General features: G+C 72.1%; 17 protein-coding genes. 13 read left to right on the top strand and 4 right to left on the bottom strand.

Annotated elements, in window-relative coordinates; genetic code table 11:
- Positions 1-270 precede the first annotated feature (270 nt).
- Positions 271-654, top strand: coding sequence for a cold-shock protein (locus tag KIK06_RS19280; protein WP_017599332.1), 384 nt, complete (start codon positions 271-273; stop codon positions 652-654).
- A gap of 190 nt (positions 655-844) precedes the next feature.
- Positions 845-1,600 carry a DUF3027 domain-containing protein gene (locus KIK06_RS19275; RefSeq protein WP_017599333.1) on the top strand — a complete coding sequence of 252 codons (756 nt, stop codon included), beginning with the start codon at positions 845-847 and terminating at the stop codon, positions 1,598-1,600.
- An 82-nt stretch (positions 1,601-1,682) separates the two neighbouring features.
- Here KIK06_RS19275 and KIK06_RS19270 read toward each other — a convergent pair whose 3' ends face one another.
- Positions 1,683-2,078: a hypothetical protein gene (locus KIK06_RS19270; RefSeq protein WP_268644581.1), complete on the bottom strand. Its 396-nt coding sequence runs from the start codon at positions 2,076-2,078 to the stop codon at positions 1,683-1,685.
- Positions 2,079-2,354: 276 nt separating this feature from the next.
- Between KIK06_RS19270 and KIK06_RS19265 the strand changes: the two genes are divergently transcribed.
- Positions 2,355-5,477 carry a sacsin N-terminal ATP-binding-like domain-containing protein gene (locus KIK06_RS19265; RefSeq protein WP_268644580.1) on the top strand — a complete coding sequence of 1,041 codons (3,123 nt, stop codon included), beginning with the start codon at positions 2,355-2,357 and terminating at the stop codon, positions 5,475-5,477.
- A gap of 21 nt (positions 5,478-5,498) precedes the next feature.
- On the opposite strand, the gene KIK06_RS19260 is transcribed toward KIK06_RS19265, so the two are convergent.
- A complete protein-coding gene (locus KIK06_RS19260) occupies positions 5,499-6,359 on the bottom strand; it encodes an MOSC domain-containing protein (RefSeq protein WP_017599336.1) in 861 nt (286 codons plus the stop codon).
- 289 nt (positions 6,360-6,648) lie between these two features.
- On the opposite strand from KIK06_RS19260, the gene KIK06_RS19255 reads away from it, so the two are divergent.
- Both KIK06_RS19255 and KIK06_RS19250 read left to right on the top strand, forming a co-directional pair.
- The gene (locus KIK06_RS19255; RefSeq protein ID WP_017599337.1) at positions 6,649-7,215 is read left to right on the top strand and encodes a hypothetical protein; all 567 of its coding nucleotides are present in this window, start codon (positions 6,649-6,651) and stop codon (positions 7,213-7,215) included.
- A 135-nt stretch (positions 7,216-7,350) separates the two neighbouring features.
- Positions 7,351-7,857, top strand: a complete 507-nt coding sequence (locus KIK06_RS19250; RefSeq protein ID WP_017599338.1) for a macro domain-containing protein — start codon at positions 7,351-7,353, stop codon at positions 7,855-7,857.
- Between the two features lie 165 nt (positions 7,858-8,022).
- Here the strand turns inward: KIK06_RS19250 and KIK06_RS19245 are convergent, their stop codons facing one another.
- Both KIK06_RS19245 and KIK06_RS19240 read right to left on the bottom strand, forming a co-directional pair.
- A complete protein-coding gene (locus tag KIK06_RS19245; protein ID WP_268644579.1) occupies positions 8,023-9,528 on the bottom strand; it encodes a class I SAM-dependent methyltransferase in 1,506 nt (501 codons plus the stop codon).
- A gap of 50 nt (positions 9,529-9,578) precedes the next feature.
- On the bottom strand, positions 9,579-9,857 hold the full coding sequence (locus tag KIK06_RS19240) for a DUF2530 domain-containing protein (protein ID WP_268644578.1): 279 nt from the start codon (positions 9,855-9,857) through the stop codon (positions 9,579-9,581).
- A 193-nt stretch (positions 9,858-10,050) separates the two neighbouring features.
- Between KIK06_RS19240 and KIK06_RS19235 the strand changes: the two genes are divergently transcribed.
- From KIK06_RS19235 to thpR, 8 genes are all read left to right on the top strand, one after another.
- Positions 10,051-11,511, top strand: coding sequence for an NCS2 family permease (locus tag KIK06_RS19235; RefSeq protein ID WP_268644577.1), 1,461 nt, complete (start codon positions 10,051-10,053; stop codon positions 11,509-11,511).
- A 151-nt stretch (positions 11,512-11,662) separates the two neighbouring features.
- Positions 11,663-13,003 (top strand): MFS transporter, encoded by a 1,341-nt coding sequence (locus KIK06_RS19230; RefSeq protein WP_268644576.1) that lies wholly within the window; start codon positions 11,663-11,665, stop codon positions 13,001-13,003.
- A 128-nt stretch (positions 13,004-13,131) separates the two neighbouring features.
- Positions 13,132-13,848, top strand: a complete 717-nt coding sequence (locus KIK06_RS19225) for a Crp/Fnr family transcriptional regulator (RefSeq protein WP_268644575.1) — start codon at positions 13,132-13,134, stop codon at positions 13,846-13,848.
- Positions 13,849-13,941: 93 nt separating this feature from the next.
- Positions 13,942-14,709, top strand: a complete 768-nt coding sequence (locus KIK06_RS19220) for a hypothetical protein (protein WP_268644574.1) — start codon at positions 13,942-13,944, stop codon at positions 14,707-14,709.
- The gene (locus tag KIK06_RS19215) at positions 14,702-16,435 is read left to right on the top strand and encodes a hypothetical protein (protein WP_268644573.1); all 1,734 of its coding nucleotides are present in this window, start codon (positions 14,702-14,704) and stop codon (positions 16,433-16,435) included. The genes KIK06_RS19220 and KIK06_RS19215 overlap by 8 nt, the downstream gene beginning before the upstream one ends.
- A 17-nt stretch (positions 16,436-16,452) precedes the next feature.
- Entirely contained in the window at positions 16,453-17,028 is a 576-nt protein-coding gene (locus tag KIK06_RS19210) for a hypothetical protein (RefSeq protein WP_268644572.1), read from the top strand.
- On the top strand, positions 17,025-17,867 hold the full coding sequence (locus KIK06_RS19205) for a hypothetical protein (RefSeq protein ID WP_268644571.1): 843 nt from the start codon (positions 17,025-17,027) through the stop codon (positions 17,865-17,867). The genes KIK06_RS19210 and KIK06_RS19205 overlap by 4 nt, the downstream gene beginning before the upstream one ends.
- A gap of 101 nt (positions 17,868-17,968) precedes the next feature.
- The gene (thpR, locus tag KIK06_RS19200; RefSeq protein WP_268644570.1) at positions 17,969-18,559 is read left to right on the top strand and encodes an RNA 2',3'-cyclic phosphodiesterase; all 591 of its coding nucleotides are present in this window, start codon (positions 17,969-17,971) and stop codon (positions 18,557-18,559) included.
- Positions 18,560-18,638 lie beyond the last annotated feature (79 nt).

Here is an 18,638-nt window from a genome sequence, read left to right as displayed (position 1 = left end):
CCTCCGGGCCTCGTCGCGTTGTCACGGGGTTCCCCGTCCCCGCGCCGACCAGCCGGGGGCGTCCCAGACCCACCGGTGGGCCGCTGTCGGCGCGCGTCCGCTCGGCCACGGGGGGTGAGATATGCCCTCGCGTCCGAAGGGTCTCTCCCAGTACCTTGGTCATCGTCCCCGGCAATCCAGGGGCGCCACGGGAACGGGTGGGAGGGCGGTCAGGACGCTCCCCGGTGTCCGGATCCCCGGTGCCTGACAGCGAAAGCGTGAGGTCACTACGTGCCCACCGGCAAGGTCAAGTGGTACGACGGCGACAAGGGTTTCGGTTTTCTCACCCGTGACGACGGCGGTGAGGTGTTCGTGCACTCCTCCTCCCTGCCCGCGGGCACGACGGCGCTCAGGCCCGGCCAGAGGGTCGAGTTCGGCGTGGCCGACGGGCGCAAGGGCGTGCAGGCGCTCCAGGTCAAGCTCCTGGAGGGCCAGCACTCGGTCGCCAAGGCCCGGCGCAAGAAACCGGATGAGATGGTCGTCATCACCGAGGACCTGATCAAGCTCCTGGAGGGCCTGTCGGAGGGCTACCGGCGGGGGCGTCATCCCGAGCGCCGTGAGGCGTCCAGGATCGCGTCCGTCCTGCGTGTGGTCGCCGACGACCTCGACGTCTGAGCCCGTGCCCGCCCGGTGGCCGACGGCCCCGGGCGCGGCCCCCGTCCGCGCGGCGAGACCCGGCCAGGGGGAGGAATCGGGTGAACCTTGACCCGCGGCATGGTCAAATCGGTGTGCGCGATCAGTGAGAATGGGGAACGTGAGCCCTTCTCGACGTTCTCCTGTACCGGACAAGGCCTGTATCGAGGCGGTGGACCTGGCCCGCTCGGCGGCCGCCGAGGTCGGGCGGCCCGAGTGGGTGGGAGAGCAGCGCGCTCCCCAGGTCGAGGGCACCCGCCTGGTCACCCACTACTTCACCTGCCTGGACCCCTCCTACCCGGGGTGGAACTACGCCGTCACCGTGGTCCGCGCGTCGCGCGCCAAGTCGGTCACGGTCAACGAGGTCGTTCTGCTCCCCGGCGAGGGTGCCCTCGTCGCGCCCGAATGGGTTCCCTGGAAGGAGCGGCTGCGCCCCGGTGACCTCGGCGCTGGCGACCTCCTGCCCACGGACGAGGACGACGAGCGCCTCGTCCCCGGCTTCGCGCAGGTGCCCGAGGGCGAACTGGACGAGGAGGGCGCCGACCAGCAGATGTTGTGGGAGCTCGGCCTGGGCCGACGCCATGTCCTCTCCGAGGCCGGTCGCGAGCAGGCCGCCGAGCGGTGGTACAACGGCGAGGCCGGTCCGCGCAGCCCGATCGCCACCGCCGCGCCCGCCCGCTGCGCCACCTGCGGATTCCTCACCCCGCTCGCCGGTGAGCTGCGCCAGATGTTCGGCGTGTGCACGAACGAGTTCGCTCCCGACGACGGCAAGGTCGTCTCGCTCGACCATGGCTGCGGCGCCCACTCCGAGGTCCGCCACCCGGCCGAGCGCAACGAGCCGGTCGCGCCGGTCGTCGACGAGCTGGGCTACGACCACATCACCTTCGAGGACACCGCCGAGCTGGAGCTCGTCTCCGCCGACTCCTGAGTCCGGCTCCCCCGGTCCCCTCCGCACGCGCGCCGGCGGCTCCGCCCCGGCCGCGTGCGGCCCGTGCGCACCACCGCGCGGGTCACCAGGAGGACCGCGAGTCCATGATCATGAACGCGACGATCAGCGTGGCCGTGGCCGTCCACACCAGGAACGACCACAACGTGAACGCGAGGGGGAGGTCGCGCAGCCGCGCGTGGCTCGGGTCCCTTCCCTCCCTCTCGTCCGTCATGATCGTCCGGGGCAGCCACCGGTGGAACGGGCGGACGTTGATCACCACCCCCGCGAGGAGCAGGACGTAGGACGCCAGCGCCACACGGGCCGAGGCGGTCTCGAGGTACACGCTGCCGGCCGCGATGACAACCACGAGGGGAAGAGCCGCCATCCGCCACCGTGATCGCTTCGTCGGCATCCACGGCACGATGATCGCCCAGAACAGGACGGCCGAGCCCGTCGCGGCGGTCCAGTAGTAGGTCATGGGGGCGTCCGGAAGCACGCGCGTCACCGTTCCCGTTCGACTCGGGCGGTCCGGGCGCGACGGCGGTCGCCGTCGGCGTCGGACCGCGGACGGTTGTCGAGAGTCCGACGTAACCGACGTCTTGGTAGTTTCCTCGGCGGTCGTGTCCGCGCTCACCCCGTTCGGCGCGTACCGGAGTGTGACTCTCCCGGGCATGGCCTAAGGTCGTTCTGCCGTCCGTGTGCGATCCGGGGCGGCACCGCGCCGGGCTGGTTCGCACCGCAGGAGGAATCCACGATGGCCGAGTCGGTGACCGCTGGGGCGGTCGACCCCTTCAACACCGCCGAGCTGCGCCGACGCGTGCTCGCCGCGTGGGCCGACGCGCCCGCCCGGTTCCGTGAGGACGCCAACGCCGAGGAGGACTTCGCGCTCGGCGGCTACCGCGACCGCGTCGTGGTCGAGCTGGCCCAGAACGCCGCCGACGCCGCCCGACGCGCCGACGTCCCCGGGAGGCTGGCCCTCACCCTGGAGGACGACCGGTTCACCGCCGCCAACACCGGCGCCCGCCTGACCGCCGAGGGCGTGGAGTCCCTGTCCACCCTGCGCGCCTCCACCAAGCGCGGTGAGCACGGCTCCGCGGGCCGCTTCGGCGTCGGGTTCTCCGCGGTCGCCGCGATCAGCGACGAGGTCACCGTCTCCTCCGGCGGCTCCGCCGTGTCCTTCAGCGCCGGACGGGCCGGGAAGGCCGTCGCCGAACTGCTCACCGGGGGCACGGCGCACGAGGACCTGGCCGAGGAGGTGGAGCGTCGCTCCGGACACGTGCCGATGCTGCGCCTGCCCTTCCCCACGACCCCGGTCGATGCGCGGGGCTACGACACCGTCGTCACACTGGCCCTGCGCGACGCGACCGCCCGCGAACGCGTGCGCGACCTCCTGGACGCCACCGGCGAGGCCCTGCTGCTGGCCCTGCCCGGCCTCACGGAGGTCAGCGTGTCCGTCGACGGCGCCGAACGCCTCCTCACCCGCGACGACACCGACCCGGCGGGACCGGTCACCACTCTGCGCGACGCCGACGGCACCCGGCTCACGCACTGGCGGGTGCTGACCCGCTCGGGCGCCTTCGACCCCTCCCTGCTGGCCGACCGCCCGGTCGAGGAGAGGGGCCGAACGGAGTGGGAACTGACCTGGGCGGTGCCGGTGGACGCGGACGGTGTCGTGGCGACCCTGCCCACCGACGTCGAACCGGTCGTGCACGCGCCCACGCCCACCGACACCGAACTCGACCTGCCCGCCGTCCTCATCGGCACCTTCCCCCTCAGCACCGACCGCCGCACCGTCCAGCCCGGCGCGGCCACCGACCTGCTGCTCTCCGAGGCCTGCGACGCCTACTGCGCGCTCCTGCGCCGCTTCGACGCCCGTGCCGCGCTCGACCTGGTGCCGGGTACGCGCGTGGGCGGCGGAGCGGTCGACGCCGCCTTCCGCGCGCGCGTCACCGAACCGCTCCAGAACACTCCGTTCCTCGCCACCGCGGCCGGGGCCCCCGTGGCACCACGCGACGCCGTGCTCCTCGACACCGGCGGCTCCGGCGGCGCGGGTGAGCTGGTCGGGGTCGTGGCCGAACTCGTTCCGACCCTGCTCCCCGGCACGTGGAACCCGCGCCACCCCGCACTGACCGCCCTGCGGCTGCGCCGTGTCGGGCTCGCCGACCTCGCGGACCTGCTCGGTGACATCGAACGGTCGCCCGACTGGTGGGCGGAGCTGTACGGCGCGCTGGAGATCGCGGGCAGCGGAGGAGCCGACCTCGACGAACTGGGCGCCCTGCCGGTCCCGCTCGCCGACGGCAGGCTCGTCCACGGACCGCGCTCACTGCTGCTGCCCACGGAGGACTGGGCGGAGGTCGCCGACGCGCACGGTGAGCGGCTCGACCCAGCCGCCCTGTCCGCGCTGGGCGTGCGGGTGGTCCACCCGGACGCCGTGCGGCCGCTGCTGCGCCGCCTGGGCGCGGTGGACGCCAACCCCGCCACCGTCCTGTCCGACCCGCGCACCGAGGCCGCGGTCCGCGACTCGTTGGAGGCCGAGGACCCCGAACCCGTGGCCGAGGCCGTCCTCGACCTGGTGGCCGCCTCCGGGATGACCGTCGCCGACGCCCCCTGGCTGGCCGACCTGGCGCTGCGCGACGATGAGGACGGGTACTCGGTGGCCGCCGAACTGCTCGTGCCGGGCGCGCCCCTGGCCGGACTCCTCGTGGCGGACGCGCCCTTCGGGACGGTGCACGAGGACGTCGTCGAACGGCACGGCACCGAGGCCCTGCGCGCCGTCGGCGCCCTCTGGGAGCTGACCGTGGTCCGGGCCGAGGAGGTCGCGCTCGGCGAGGAGCTGGTGTCGGCCTTCGACGGGGCGGCCGGCGACGGCGGGCCGGACGGGCTGGAGGACTGGGCGGACGAGGTGCTGGAGCGGGTCGGCGACCCGGACCTGCCGCCGGTCGTGCCGGAACTCGTGTGCGTGGCCGACCTCGACTACGTGGCCGACGACCAGTGGCCGACGGCGCTGGCGATGCTCGCGGGCGGTTCGCTCCGCGAGGCGGTCACGTCACCGACACGGGTGCTGCTGCCGGACGGGCGCGTGGCCGACGTGCCGTCCTACACCGCGTGGTGGCTGCGCACGCGCGCCCTTCTCGGCGGGCGCGCCCCGGTCGAGCTGCGCACGGAGGACGCGGACGCGGCGCTGGTCGGGTTGTACGACGAGGTGCCCGCCGACGTCGATCTGGAGTTCGCCCACGCCCTGGGGGTGCGCACGACCCTCGCCGAACTGGTCGCCGACCCGGACGGACCGGACGACCTGTTGTCCCGGTTGTCCGATGCGGCGCGGCACGTGGACCGCACGGCGCTGCGGCGGGTGTGGACCGCGCTCGCCGGGGTGGACACGGACCTGGTCACGCCGCCGAGCCGGGTACGCGCGGTGCGCGGCGGAGCGATCGTCGTGGCCGACGCCGAGGACGCGGTGGTCGTGGACTCACCGGACCTGCTGCCGCTGCTCGACGACCGTCCGCTCGTGCTGGCCCCCGCCGAGGCGGCGGAGGCGTTGGCGGACGTGCTCGACCTGGACCTGGCGAGCGAGGCCGTCGACGGCGAGGTGGGGGCCGGCGGCGAGATTCGCCAGGTCCCCGGGGAGGCCGAGCTGTTCCTCGACCCCGGCGGCGAACCGGACCGGACCTACCTGCACCACCAGACGCTCACCGTGGACGGCGTGGAGGTGGAGTGGTACGTGGGTGACGGGTTGGTCCACGCCGCCACCAGCGGCGGCCTGGCCCGAGCGCTGTGCTGGCGCGCCGGGCAGTGGGACCGCCGACACCTGGTGGCGGCGGTCCTGCGCGACCCGTCCGCCGCCGCGACCCTGCTCGCCGAGGCCGACCTGGACTGAGGGGCGATCGCCGGGGTGCGCTCAGGCCAGGGCCGCGGCGAGGCGCTCGCCCAGACCCTCCTCCCGGCCGCCCCACCCCGTGACGTCGACCTCGTCGCCGACGGACAGCGTCCCGGGTCGGGTGACCGCGAACTTGGCGCCGAACGCCACCCCGCCGCTGTCCGCGCGGCGGTAACCCGCCAGGGAGCGCAGGGGTTCGGGGCCGTCCTTCTCCCCCCGGTCCTGGTCCACGGTGGTGACCGCGCAGCGGATGCACACCTTGGCGTAGCCCAGCTCCGCGTCACCGAGGCGGACGGCGCGGACGCGGTCCTCGGTGTGTGGCTCCGACCAGCCGGAGACGATGACGTTGGGGCGGAAGCGGTTCATGGGAACGGCCTCGCCGCCAGCGCCGGTGATCCGTTCGTTGAGCAGATCCAGGGAGGCCAGCGACGTCATGAGCACGGCGGTGCTGTCCGCGAAACCGCTGGTCCCCGAGGTCAGGCCGCCGGTCTCGCGGGCGTGGTCGCGGGGGACGCGCACCAGCCGACTGGCCGAGCCGAGCGCCTCCGACAGCCACGCGGCCACCTCGTCGCCCTGGTCGACGCCGACGAACGGCTTCTTGTGCAGGACCACGTCGACGCGCGGCCCCTCGGGGTCGACCTTGAGGTCGAAGGGGTCGAGTCCGTCCAGACGCAGGCTCACACCCGTGCCCTCGGCGTCGATGCCCGCGCGCACGAGCGCCATGCGCGGGTCGACGCGCTGGCTGCGGAAGGCCCCCCGTGAGTCGACGACCATGAACGTCCGGTCGTGGGCGATCCCGGCGGGCGTCATCTCCGCGCGGGAGACGCTGGTCCCGGCGCAGCCCTTGACGGGGTAGCGGACGAGTTCGGTGATGCGTGCCATGAGCCGAAGGTACCGCGTGGCCACCGGAGTGAACGCGGTGGGAGGCGGGCACCCGGATCGGACTCTCGCACTCCGCGCGGCCCACCGAGCGGCGGACCGGGTACGGACCCGGCGCCGTCGGGACCGGGTGGGGACCGGGCGGCGCGGGTCCGCTCCCCCAGCCGCCCCGCCCGCGTCCACGGGCCCGTGGAACCGGAATGGGCCGACCCACGTCACAGAAGGGAATCGGTCCCCCTGATACCGGGGCTGGAAGTCGGGCGTCATCCCTCCCCCTTCTTGGAGATCATCAATGATCCGCGGACTCGTCCCCCACCCCCAGAGCGGTGCCGTCCTCCCACGGGCGGCCGCCGGAGTCGCCTCCATCGCCCTCGCGGCGGCCCTGACCTCCTGCTCCTTCAACATCGGCGAACTGGAGCCCGTCGGCGAGGACGCGACACCCCCCGCCGAGACGGAGGAGACCGGCAGCGAGGAGCAGTCCGGGCAGACCGGCGCCGCCGAGGACGGCGTTGGGGAGGGAACCAACACCGGCGCCGCCGGGGAGGAGCTTCCCGTGGACCCCGCCGAGGCCGTGGCCTGGGACGAGGAGACCTTCTGGCTCAGCGGGTCCGGAGACGCGCTCTACCGGATCGACTGGACGCCCTCGGCCAGCACCGCCCTGGAGTTCACCCACACCGGCGGCGCCAACTTCATCGTGGTCCCCTACGACGCGGACGGGATCCGCTTCGGCAGCCTGGTCAACGAGATCGGCGCCTACGAGGGCGACACCGTGCTCGGTGACGCGGTACTCCTCGGCGACGCCGGCGGCATCGAGTTCATCCACATCCAGGCCGACGGGGCCTGGACCATGGGCCGCTGATGCGCCCCGCGTGACGGAGGCGGGACGTCCCGCCTCCGTCACGCGGTGATTCACCGAGTGCGCTCGGGGAGGGGCGCGGGCCTGCCGCGGTGAATTCGCCGGCCCGTGACGGTGCCGCGCCGTAGGGTGCCCGGCATGTCCCGAACATCCGAACCCTCACCGCCGTCCGGCCTGAGCATCGTCCGGGGCGACGCCACCAGCCCCCACGCGCCAGGGCCCAAGATCATCGCCCATGTGTGCAACGACCGGGGCGGCTGGGGCAAGGGATTCGTCCTCGCGTTGTCCCGCCGATGGCCGGAGCCGGAACGCGACTACCGGGCCTGGCACCGCGCGCGTGCCCGCAACGACTTCACGCTGGGCGCCGTGCGGCTCGTGCGGGTCCGCCCCGACACGTGGGTGGCCAACATGGTCGCCCAGCACGGAACACGGCGGGGGAACAGCGGTCGACCGCCCATCCGCTACGAGGCGGTCGCCGCCTGCCTGCGTGCGCTCGCCGCGCACGCCGACGAGCTCGGGGCCACCGTGCACATGCCGCGCATCGGCTGCGGGCTCGCCGGGGGGAGGTGGGGGCGGATCCAGCCCCTCATCGAGGAGGAGCTCCTCGCCCGCGGGGTCCAGGTCACCGTCTACGACACCGACTGAGGATCCGTTCCTCGGAGCGGTCATCCCGGGGCCGCCGTTCGGGCGCCGCCGGGGCGCCCACGGATCGAGGTCGCGCCGCAGGCGTCCGTTGGGGCTGGCGGCGGGCGGGACGAGGCCAAGCGGCGGGCCCCGAAGAACGCCTCCTACCGGGCCACAACGCCCCTCCTACCGGGCCACCCGGAAGAAACCCTCCGAGATGAGCGTGCGCAGCGCGTCGGGTGTGCGTTCCCGGACGACCTCCGGGTCCTCCCCGATCAGTTCGGCGATCACGTCCAGCAGCGGTCCGACCGGCATGGTGCCGTCGCACACACCGGCCAGGGCCGCCTCGACCGTGCCGATGCGCGCGACCCGGTGCAGCCCGTCCCGCTGGCGCAGGACGATCTTCTCCGGGTCCGGCGCGCCCGGACGCCCAGCGCGCTCCTCCATCACCCCGGGCGCGAGGGCCACGTGCGCCGACAGCAGGGCCGCGTCGGTGAGCCGCAGCGCGGTCATCGCGCCGTCCACGACGTCCGGCAGGTACGGGCCGACGGGCTGCTCGATCTCGTGCCGCAGCTCCTCCACCCGGACGGTGGCGTCCTGGGCGGCGTCGTTGCGCAGGCTGATCCAGCCGAACCCGATCCCCTTGATGCCCTCGCGCTCGAAGTAGTCCAGCCAGGCGTCGTACCGGCGCGTGTACTCGGGGGTGCCGTGCTCGCAGGAGTCGCGCAGCCACAGCTCCACGTACTCCGCGGGGTCCTGGACGTCGCGCTGGACCACCCAGCCCGAACAGCCGGTGCCGGTCACCCAGCCGCCGACCCGGTCCTCCCAGTCGTCGCCGTCGGAGTGCACCCAGTTGGCGAGGAGCTGACACCAGCCTCCGTCGGTCAGGTGCGCGGGCGCCTGGCGGACCAGTTCGGCGCAGACGGTGTCGCCGGGCAGGTCCGACTCCCGGTAGGTGTACCGCGCCGACTCGGGCGTGATGACGAACGGCGGGTTGGACACGATGAGGTCGAAGCGCTCGTCCGCGACCGGCTCGAACATCGACCCCTGCGCCAGCCGGGCCCCGCCGACACCCGACAGCGCCAGGCTGATCCCCGCCAACCGCACGGCACGCGGGTTGAGGTCGGTGGCGACCACCTCGCGGGCGCGTGCGGCCAGGTGCAGCGCCTGCACCCCGCACCCGGTGCCCAGGTCCAGCGCACGCTCGACCGGGCCGTCCACGATGAGCTGGGACAGCGTCGCCGACGCGCCCCCGGCGCCCACCACGTGGTCGGGGCGCGGGACGGTCCCGCTGCCCGGGCGGACCTTCGGGTCGGAGACCACGAATCCGGGGCGCCCCTCCTCCAACTCCCACGGACCCAGGTGGACCAGGGCGCGCACGACGGGGCCGTCCGCGCCCGCGGTGTCACGGTCGACGGTGACGAGTCCGGCCTCGGCGAGTTCGTCGACGGGGAGGATGGCGCGCGCGGCCCGTTCGGGGATGGGCGTCTGGAGCCACCACAGCCGCAGCAGCAGTCCGAGCCGTTCGTCCCCGCCGGTGGCGCGCAGGGCGGGCACCAGTTCCTCACGGGCCAGCGCCCGTGCGGCGGCGTCGCCGAGCCGGTCACGGACGCCGGACACCGTGTAGTCGGCGTCGATGAGGATGCCGCGGAGTCGGTCGGCGAGTGCGCGAGGGAATTCTGTCTCAGACACCCGCCCATTATCGGTCAGGCGCGAGAGTGCCCCGCTGGTCGGCGGGCGGATCAGGAGGGCCCGGGGTCGTCGTCGCGGGTGGGGGAGGCGGCGCGTCCGGCGGCCTCGGCGCGTTTGCGGAACAGGCGCGGGATGTAGAGGAACCCGAACACGCCCAGGACGATCCCGGTCACACAGACGCCGATCCACCAGCGTTCGGTGTTCGGGAGGCCGTCGCCCATGGAGATCAGCACGACGAGGGCGATCACCCACGCCACGGTGCCGATGGCGGCGGGGACGCGGTAGTCGCTCTCGTGGACTTCGGGGTCGGGCTGGCGAGGTTTGCGCACGCACCCAGGCTATCCGTTGGGGGCCTCTCGCTTCGTGGGGTGCGTTCGGTCACACCGTGTCGGCCGATCATCCGACCATATGGCGATTCCTATGAAACATGAGTGTCATTAGTGACCTGTGTTGTACAAACATGCAACTAACCTGGCCCAGAATCCTTGTTGTCCCGTAACGCGACCAGGTCAGGCTGACGACGTGAGCACACCGAACACATCCCCCAATGTGTCCAAGGCCCCCTCGGGACCTGTGGACCGCTTCTTCCGCGTCACCGAGCGCGGCTCGAACATCGCGACCGAGATCCGCGGCGGTCTGGCGACCTTCTTCGCCATGGCCTACATCGTCGTTCTCAACCCGTTGATCATCGGCACCGCCGCGGACGTCAACGGCGACACCCTGGGCATTCCGCAGGTCGCGGCCGTCACCGCCCTGGTCGCCGCGATCTCCTGCCTCCTCATGGGCGTGGTCAGCCGCTACCCGTTCGCCATCGCGGCGGGCATGGGGCTCAACGCGGTCGTCGCCTACGGCCTCGCCCCGCTGATGCCGTGGTCCGACGTCTTCCTGCTGATCATCGTCGAGGGCGTCCTACTGCTCATCCTGGTGGTCACCGGGTTCCGCACCGCGGTCTTCGCGGCGATCCCGCCGGGGATCAAGACCGCGATCGCGGTCGGCGTGGGCCTGTTCCTGGCCTTCATCGGCCTGGTCAACGCCGGGTTCGTGCAGGCCGGCGAGGGCACCCCGGTCCAGCTGGGCGACGGCGGTCTGAACGGCTGGCCGATCGTGGTCTTCGTGCTCGGCCTGTTGGTGAGCGTCGCGCTGTACGTGCGCAAGGTGAAGGGCGCGCTGCTCATCGGCATCGTCCTGGCGACCGTCGTCGCGATCGTCGTGGAGACCGTGTTCGGCGGCGGTGACGCCGAGGGCGGCCTCGGCTGGAGCCTGACGGTTCCGAGCCTGCCCGCGGGTGTCGGCGACATCGCCGCCCTGCCCGACCTCAGTGTCATCGGCCTGTTCGCCGACGGCGGTCTCGACGTCCTCGGGCGGTGGGGCGACATCGGCTTCGCCACGGTCCTGATGCTGCTCTTCACCCTGCTGCTGGCCGACTTCTTCGACACGATGGGCACCATGGTCGGCGTCGCCTACGAGGGCGGACTGGTCGACGAGGACGGCAACATGCCCAACACGCGCGAGGTTCTGGTCGCCGACTCCCTCGGCACCGTCCTCGGCGGCCTCGGCTCGGCCTCGGTGAACACGGTCTACGCCGAGTCGGCGGCGGGCGTCGGTGAGGGCGCCCGCACGGGTATCGCGCCGATCGTCACCGGCGGCATGATGCTGCTGGCCACCTTCTTCACCCCGCTCGTGTCCCTGGTGCCGTTCGAGGCGGCCACGCCGGTGCTGGTACTGGTGGGCTTCATGATGATGACCCAGGTGGTCAACATCGACTTCCGGGACCCGGCGCTCGGCATCGGGGCGTTCCTGGCGATCATCATGATGCCGTTCACCTACTCCATCGCCAACGGCATCGGCTTCGGTCTGCTCGCCTACGCGTTCGTCCGCCTGGTGCAGGGCAAGGCCAACCAGGTGCACCCGCTGCTGTGGGTGATCTCGGTGATCTTCCTGATCCATTTCGCGGAGGCCCCGATCTACGCCCTCATCGGCTGATCCCCTCCGCGTCCCGGCGACGGGAATGCGTGTGGTCGTGAACGGCGTTGACCCCAGTGATGAGTCAACGCCGTTTACCATTGTGTAGCCCACCCCCGGCCCCGACCACCACGGCCCCGCACCACGAGCCCGACAGGGCGGTGAGGGGCTGATGTCGCGCCTGACGATGTTTCGATCCCTGGCCGTCCGCAACTACCGCCTCTACGCGTTCGGCCAGCTCATGTCCAACCCCGGGACGTGGATGCAGCGCATCGCCCAGGACTGGTTGGTCCTCCAACTGAGCGGTGGCAGCGGTATCGCGCTGGGCATGACCACGGCGCTCCAGTTCCTGCCGATGCTCCTGTTCGGGCTGTGGGGCGGGGCGTTGGTGGACCGCCTCGACAAACGAAGGATGCTCGTCCTCACGCAGGGTTCCATGGGTGTGCTGGCCCTCGCGCTGGGTGTCCTCGCCACGGCCGAGGTCGCCCAGGTGTGGCACGTGTACCTGTTCGCCTTCGGGCTGGGGCTCATCACGGTCCTGGACAACCCGGGGCGCCAGGCGTTCGTCCCGGAGATGGTCGGCCGGGACCACCTCAGCAACGCCATCGCGCTCAACAGCGCCAGCTTCCAACTCGGCCGGGTCACCGGACCGGCCATCGCGGGCCTGCTCATCGCGTTGATCGGTAGCGGGCCGGTGTTCATGATCAACGGGGTGTCGTTCGGCTTCACCATCGTCGCGCTGTTGATGATCCGCACCGGCGAGCTCCAAAAGACCGACCCGGTGGCGGGCGGCAAGGGACGGATCCGCGAGGGCCTGCGGTACGTCAGCGGCAGGCGCGACCTCGTGCTGCTGCTCGTCCTGGCCGCGTGCGTGCAGTTCTTCGGCGCGAACGGGCAGAACCAGATCGCGCTGATGGTGAACAACGTGTTCGAGACGGGCGCCGCCGCCTTCGGCGTGGCCGCCGCCGCGCTGGCGGTGGGCGCGCTCATCGGCGCGCTGCTCGCCGCCCGCCGCGAACGGCCGAGGCTGAGCCTGGTGCTGTTGGGCTCGCTGGGGTTCGGGGTCTCCCAGGTGGTCGCGGCCGTGATGCCGGGCTACGTGTCGTTCGTGGTGGTGCTCGTGCCGATGGGCATCGCCTTCATGACCTATGTGACCACCCTCAACGCGACCTTTCAGCTCAGTGTCGACCCGCAGATGCGCGGCCGGGTGATGAGCATGTTCATGCTGGTGTTCATGGGCGTGGCCCCGCTCGGAGCGCCCGTCGTCGGCCTGATCGCCGACGGGTTCGGCCCGCGGGCCAGCCTGACGGTCGGCGGCGTGGTGACGATCGCGGTCGTCACCGTGCTGGGCGCGCTCCTGGCGCGGACCAGGGGCGTCCGGCCGCGGGACCTGCTGCCCGGGCCCCGCGGCCGCCGGGGGACGTCGCGCTCTGCAGGTGGGGAACCGGCGGAGACCAGGGACGGGGACGACGGAGACCGGCGCTCCTCCGAGGAGACCGGCGCCCAGGTGTGAGCTCGCGGTCGGATACCGATTCGGTATACGCGTCTGCGCCGCCACACGAGGGGGAGAGATCATCAACGCCGAGCCCTGACCATCGGCCGAAACGGGGAGATGTGGGCAGACAAGGCTTTGGCGCGTTGTTGACGGACGAACAGTGGGTGCGTTTCCTCAAGGCGGGGGCCACCCGGAGATTCGACGCCGGAGAGCCGATCCTCCGGCAGGGAGAACGGGGCGACGCCGTCTTCATGCTCGCGGAGGGTGCCGTCAAGGTCATGATGGTGCGACCCGAAGGCACGGAGTCACTGATCGCCCTGCGCGGGGTCGGCGAGGCGCTGGGCGAGTTCGCGGCGCTGTCCGGCCTGCCCAGGACGGTGACGGTCCTCGCCTCCGGCCCCTGTCTGACCCGGGTGCTGAGCGGACCCCAGTTCCGGCTCCTGGCCAAACGGATGGACCTGGAGCGCGTCCTGTGGGAGCACATCGTGACGCGGCAGCAGGAGAGCGACTCCCTGCGCGCAGAGATGGCCGGTCTGCCCTCGGGGCAGCGGCTGGCGGCGACCTTGCTGAGGCTCGCCCGCGCCATGGGGAGTGACATCGGCGCGCGGATGGGGCCCGACGGAGGAGGGGAACGGGAGGGGGTCCACCGAGGGGCCGTACTCGAACTCGGGCTGACCCAACGTGAGCTCGGGGACTCCATCGGGCTGTCCCGGGCGTCGATCGCGGCCGAGTTCAGCAGGCTGCGCGCGCTCGGGGTGATCAGCACCGGCCGGAGGTTCATCGCGATCCGCGACGTCGAACGGCTGGGGAGACTGGCCGAGGGCCGGGAACCCGACGAGCGGTCCCGCAGTTCTTCGCGCTGACGACCCCGGAGTGTCCAGTTCTGGACACTCCGCGACGCCGCCCTGGGCGACTCTCGGAGGGAACAGTGCCCTCTCCGTGACCGAGGAGCCTTGATGAAGGCGGAGATCCCGCGCCGTGCACGGCGCACGAGTCGAACGATGCCCCCGTTCCGCGCCACCCTGGCGGTGGACGCCGAGAAGTACTCGCGTACGTCGTCGTTCAACCAGCGCATCCTCAGCAACACGATCCGGGACGTCCTTGAGGAGGCGTTCCGCAACAGCGGCCTGGAGCGGTTGTGGGGGAACGCGTCCTTTCCGCAGTCCACCGGTGACGGCTACGTGGTCGGAGTCCCTCCCGAGTACCTTCCCCTGCTGATCCATCCGCTCCTGGGAGAGTTGCAGGAGGTCCTGGGTGAGATACAGCCGGGGCTGGCCTTCGAGGACCGGGCGCTGCGCCTGCGGCTGCGCGCGGCGATCGGTTTGGGGCCGCTGCCGGACAGCGGGGGAGACGAACGCGGCGACGGCATCGGCACGGCCATGAACGAGACGCACCGCCTGCTGGACGCAGCGGAGCTGCGCGTGGCGCTGGCCGACTCCGACCCGGACATCACCTTCCTTACCGCGGGGCTCACCCGCCGTGTCTACGAGGACGCGGTGCTCGGCGGCTACGTCGGCCTAGCGCCTCGCCTCTTCCGGGCGGCCGAGGTCGACCTTCCCGCGAAGGAGTACCGCGCGGAGGCCTACCTCTACGTCCCCCGGCCCTCGGTGCGGCCGGGGAACGGCGGGGACGGCGGTCCGGACGGGGAGCCCGCACGGGCAGCCTCCCCGGTGCGCGGGCGCCCCGACACCGCGATCGTGTTCGAGGAGGTGCCGGATGCCTGACACACGAGGGGCGGGTGTTCGCGTCCACGCTCGCAGTGAGGTGACCCGCCTGCTGTGCGCCGCGGCGTACACCGACCGGGGGTTCCGCAACGGCGTCATCAAGGAGTTGGTCGAGCACCCAGAGCGGAGCGTGGCGCCGTCCCTGGGGTTCGACGCGGTGCCGGTCCTGCGCCACTGCCTGCGCGCTCGCCGTATGGAGGCGACGGCGGCGCTCCGGGTCATCGGAAGTTGGGTGGTGCTGTGGCTGACCGTCCTCCTCCTGTTCGTGATCCTCGTGTCCGTGCCGGGCGCGATGAACGGGCTGTGGGAGGACATCACGTTGGGGATGAGTCTCGGGGTGTACATAGGGGGCCGCCTGGTCTTGGGATTCGCCGTGTTCACCTGGCTCAGCCGGTTTCTTACCGGACGCAGCACCGCCCTCTACTTGGAGGACACGGCGGAACGAAGGAGGACACGGGGAATATTCGCCGTGTTGGGCGTCCTGCTCCGGTGGGCGGTCCGCCTGTGCGCGGTCACGACCGTCCTGGCGGTTCTCGTGGCACTCGTCGCCCAGCCCTTCATCCAGTCGTCCCCCTCCGAGCCAGCGCCGCTGTTCTTCGGGGTACTCGGCGTCATCGTCGTCTTCCTCATGGTGACGTGGGTGGCCGCCTGGTACCGCACCGCGGTGGAGAGCGTTCTGACCACCGAGCTGAGCGAGCGGAGATTCACCGGAACGGGTCCCGAGGTCGACGCGAAGTACGCCCCGCTGCTCGACATGATCGCTCGCGAACAGCACTCCCGCGTGGTCGTCTACGACACCGCCCGCCCCTTCCGCGGAGCCGGGAACGCGTTCGACGCGTGGTCGCTTCCCCTGGAGTTGCGCGCCGCCGACGGGAGACAGCCCACGGGTGGGCTCGACGGGCGGTTCGTCACCGACCTCGTGCGGCGGGAACTGGAGTCGCTGACCACGTCGGACACGGGCGCGGGCCTGGACCGGCTCAAGGGAATGGAGATCACCGAGTGCGTGTTCCTGCCCGGCCCGCTGCCCCTCGGCTACACACGCGGGCAGCTTCCGGTTGGGTGCGAGGACGCGTCAGAACACATCGACGAGGCGGTCAACGAGGGAGCCGAGCAGCGCCGACACTTCCTCCGCGTCCGTATCGGCGGCTGGGAGGAGCACGTGGTCACCACGATCTACGTACGCGCCCACGCCCACAGGGGGATGCTGCTCCTGGAGGTCGTCCCGCACGTGCTGGCGCCGCTCGACGATCGGTTCCTCGCGGCGGACGCCATCGCGGAGGCGGCCCCGCTCGGCCCCGGCCAGGGGGCGCGCCGACTGCTCTCCGCGCTCTTCAGCGGACCGGCGGCGTCACTCATCGCATGCGTGTCGCTGATCCAGACCGGGGCGTCCCTGGTGCGCACGCGGCTCAACCGCCCCGACGGCAACCGGGTGGAGGGGCCACGGGCGAGTATCCGGGAACGGGCGGCGGGCGGTGGGCTCTCGCTGTTCCAGGAGATGGACGTGGCCCGGTACGTCAAGACCGTGGAGGAACGGATGGCCAAGGGGGTGCGCAAGGCGCTGCTGGACGCGGGTTACGAGACCGACGAGTTCCAGCGGCGGATCGTCAACATCAGCGGCGGCGGCGTCTTCGTCGGAGGTTCGGTCTCCGGTGGGGCCATCGCCACCGGTCAGGGATCGCTGGCCAGAAGCGGCGGTACACACGGGCGCGAACGTGACAGTGACTGAGAACACCGAGGTGGAACATGGTTGAAAGCAGTGACGACCGGGACCGCGAGACCGAGGGGACCGCGGGGGTCTACATCGCCGGTTCGATGATCGGCGGCTCCGTCGCCACGGGGCCCGACGCCGAGGCGGAGGACAGGGGCAGGAGGGAGGGCGTACCCACAGCCGCGGACCTGCCCGCACCGTCGTCCCGGCTGAACTCGGCGCCTCCGGGGCAGGTGGTGATCGGAGGGCACCTCACGGGCGGGGCCGCCGCACTTGGCCCGCGCAGCAGGGCTGTGGACGCGTCCGTCCATAGCGCTGCCCCCTCTGTTGAGGCGCTGTTGGCGGGGATCGCCGACGTCCGCCGCCAGTTGGGCGAGCGGGAGCGCACGTTCGAGGTCGAGGCGGTCGACCGCGAGTTGGAGAGGGCGGAGCGGGAGTTCGGCGCCACCGGGCGGATCGGGCGCACGCTGCTGGAACATCTGGTCCGCCTGTTCGGCAGCGGAAGCCTGATTCTGCGGAGCCTTACGGGAACGGGACCCCTGATGGACATCCTGGCCAACGCCCTGGAAGCGGCCCCGCCAGTGGCCGACGAACTCCAGGACCGCACATGACGACGGGGAACACGGCGGTGACCAACACGCGCGGAGCCGAATGGGACGTCGAGGCACAACGCTGGGTGCGGCCCGCCGCGGAGGACGTTCCTGGGGGCGGGGAGGGGGTGCTCCCGTCCGCGAGCGGCTTCGGGAGGGCACCCGGAGACCGCCCCCTGATCATCGGCGCCGTGGTTACTGCGGCCGTGTTCCTCCTCGTCGTCTCGGTGGCGATTCTCGCCGAGGTCGGCGAGGCCGCGGATACGGGGGAGACGGACGGCGCTTTCGGGGAGGAGGATTTCTCCGGGGATGATGACGCTGCGGACGAGGAGACGCCCTGGGATGACGGCGCGGCCGACGACCTGAGCTATCCGGACGAGACGGGGTACGACCTCTCCGAGGACGACCCCTTCGACTGGTACGAAGACTCCGAGGGGTTCGCGCTGTACGTGCCTGAGTCCTGGGCGCGCACCGAGGACGAGTCGGGCGTCGGGGTGACCCACACCTCCACCGACGACGAGCGCTACCTGCTCCAGGTCATGTGGGACGACTCTGGCGACCCTCCGGCGCGGGTGGTGGACGGGACGTTGCGACCCTACGTTTCCGAGTACGACGGGTACGTGGAATTCGCCTGGGAGGAGGACGCCTCCGACGGGGACACCACGTTCGAGTACGGCTACGACCACGACGAGCACGGGCCCAGGCGGGTGCTGCTCACCGCCTTCGACCTCGGGGGTCCGACCACCTACATGGTGCTGTCCGTCGGCCCAGAGGACGAGCGGGCCGCGATCGAGGAGGTCCACGACGAGGCGGTGTCGTCCTTCTGCGACGAGGACGGGGTGTGCCGCAACGACACCTGACGGCGCCGTTGCGCCCGGCGCCCCGCAGGGGGGTCGGGGGGTGGCCCCGCCACGGCGCCCTCCCCGGGCTTTTCCACCGCGGGCCGGGGAAGGACGGGGGTATGAGACTCTTCCTCGCGCTCAACCCTCCGGCGGCGACCCTGGACGCCCTGGGCGAGGCGGTCGAGCGCGGCCGGTCGTACGCGCCCCGGCTGCGCTGGACCGCGCGCGACGGGTGGCACATCACCCTGGTCTTCCTGGGAGAGGTGGAGGAGGACCGGCTGCCCGACCTCACCGAGGCGATCGGCGCGCGGGCCCGGGAGCACCGCCCGCTCTCCCTCGCCGTCGAGGGCTGGGGCCGGTTCCCGCCGAAGGGCAGGCGCTCGTCCGTCCTGTGGGCGGGCGTCACCGGTGACACCGACGCCCTGGACTCCCTCGCCCGAGGGATGCGCCGGGCCGCCCGTTCGGCGCGGATCCCGGTTGAGCGCCGACCCTACGTGCCGCATGTCACGGTCGCGCGGAGCCGCCCCCCGAGCGACCTCACCGGGACCCTCGACGCCCTCGGCGCCCTGCGCGAGAACGGCTGGCGGGCGCGTGACGTGCACCTCGTCGAGAGTCGCCCGGGATCGGCCGACCGCTACCGAACCGTCCGGAGGTGGGCGTTAGGCTGGGAAACCGATTCCGACCGATCACCGGAGCTGGACACGCCATGAGCATGCTCACCAACAACCGCAAGCAGCGCTGGCTGCTGCCCGTGGTGCTCGGTTCGATCATGCTCATCGTCGTCCTCGG

Source organism: Nocardiopsis sp. EMB25 (genome assembly GCF_026797795.1).
Lineage (GTDB): Bacteria > Actinomycetota > Actinomycetes > Streptosporangiales > Streptosporangiaceae > Nocardiopsis > Nocardiopsis lucentensis.
Note: the sequence above shows the minus strand (reverse complement) of the source record. Positions and strands in the feature narration are given on the sequence as shown.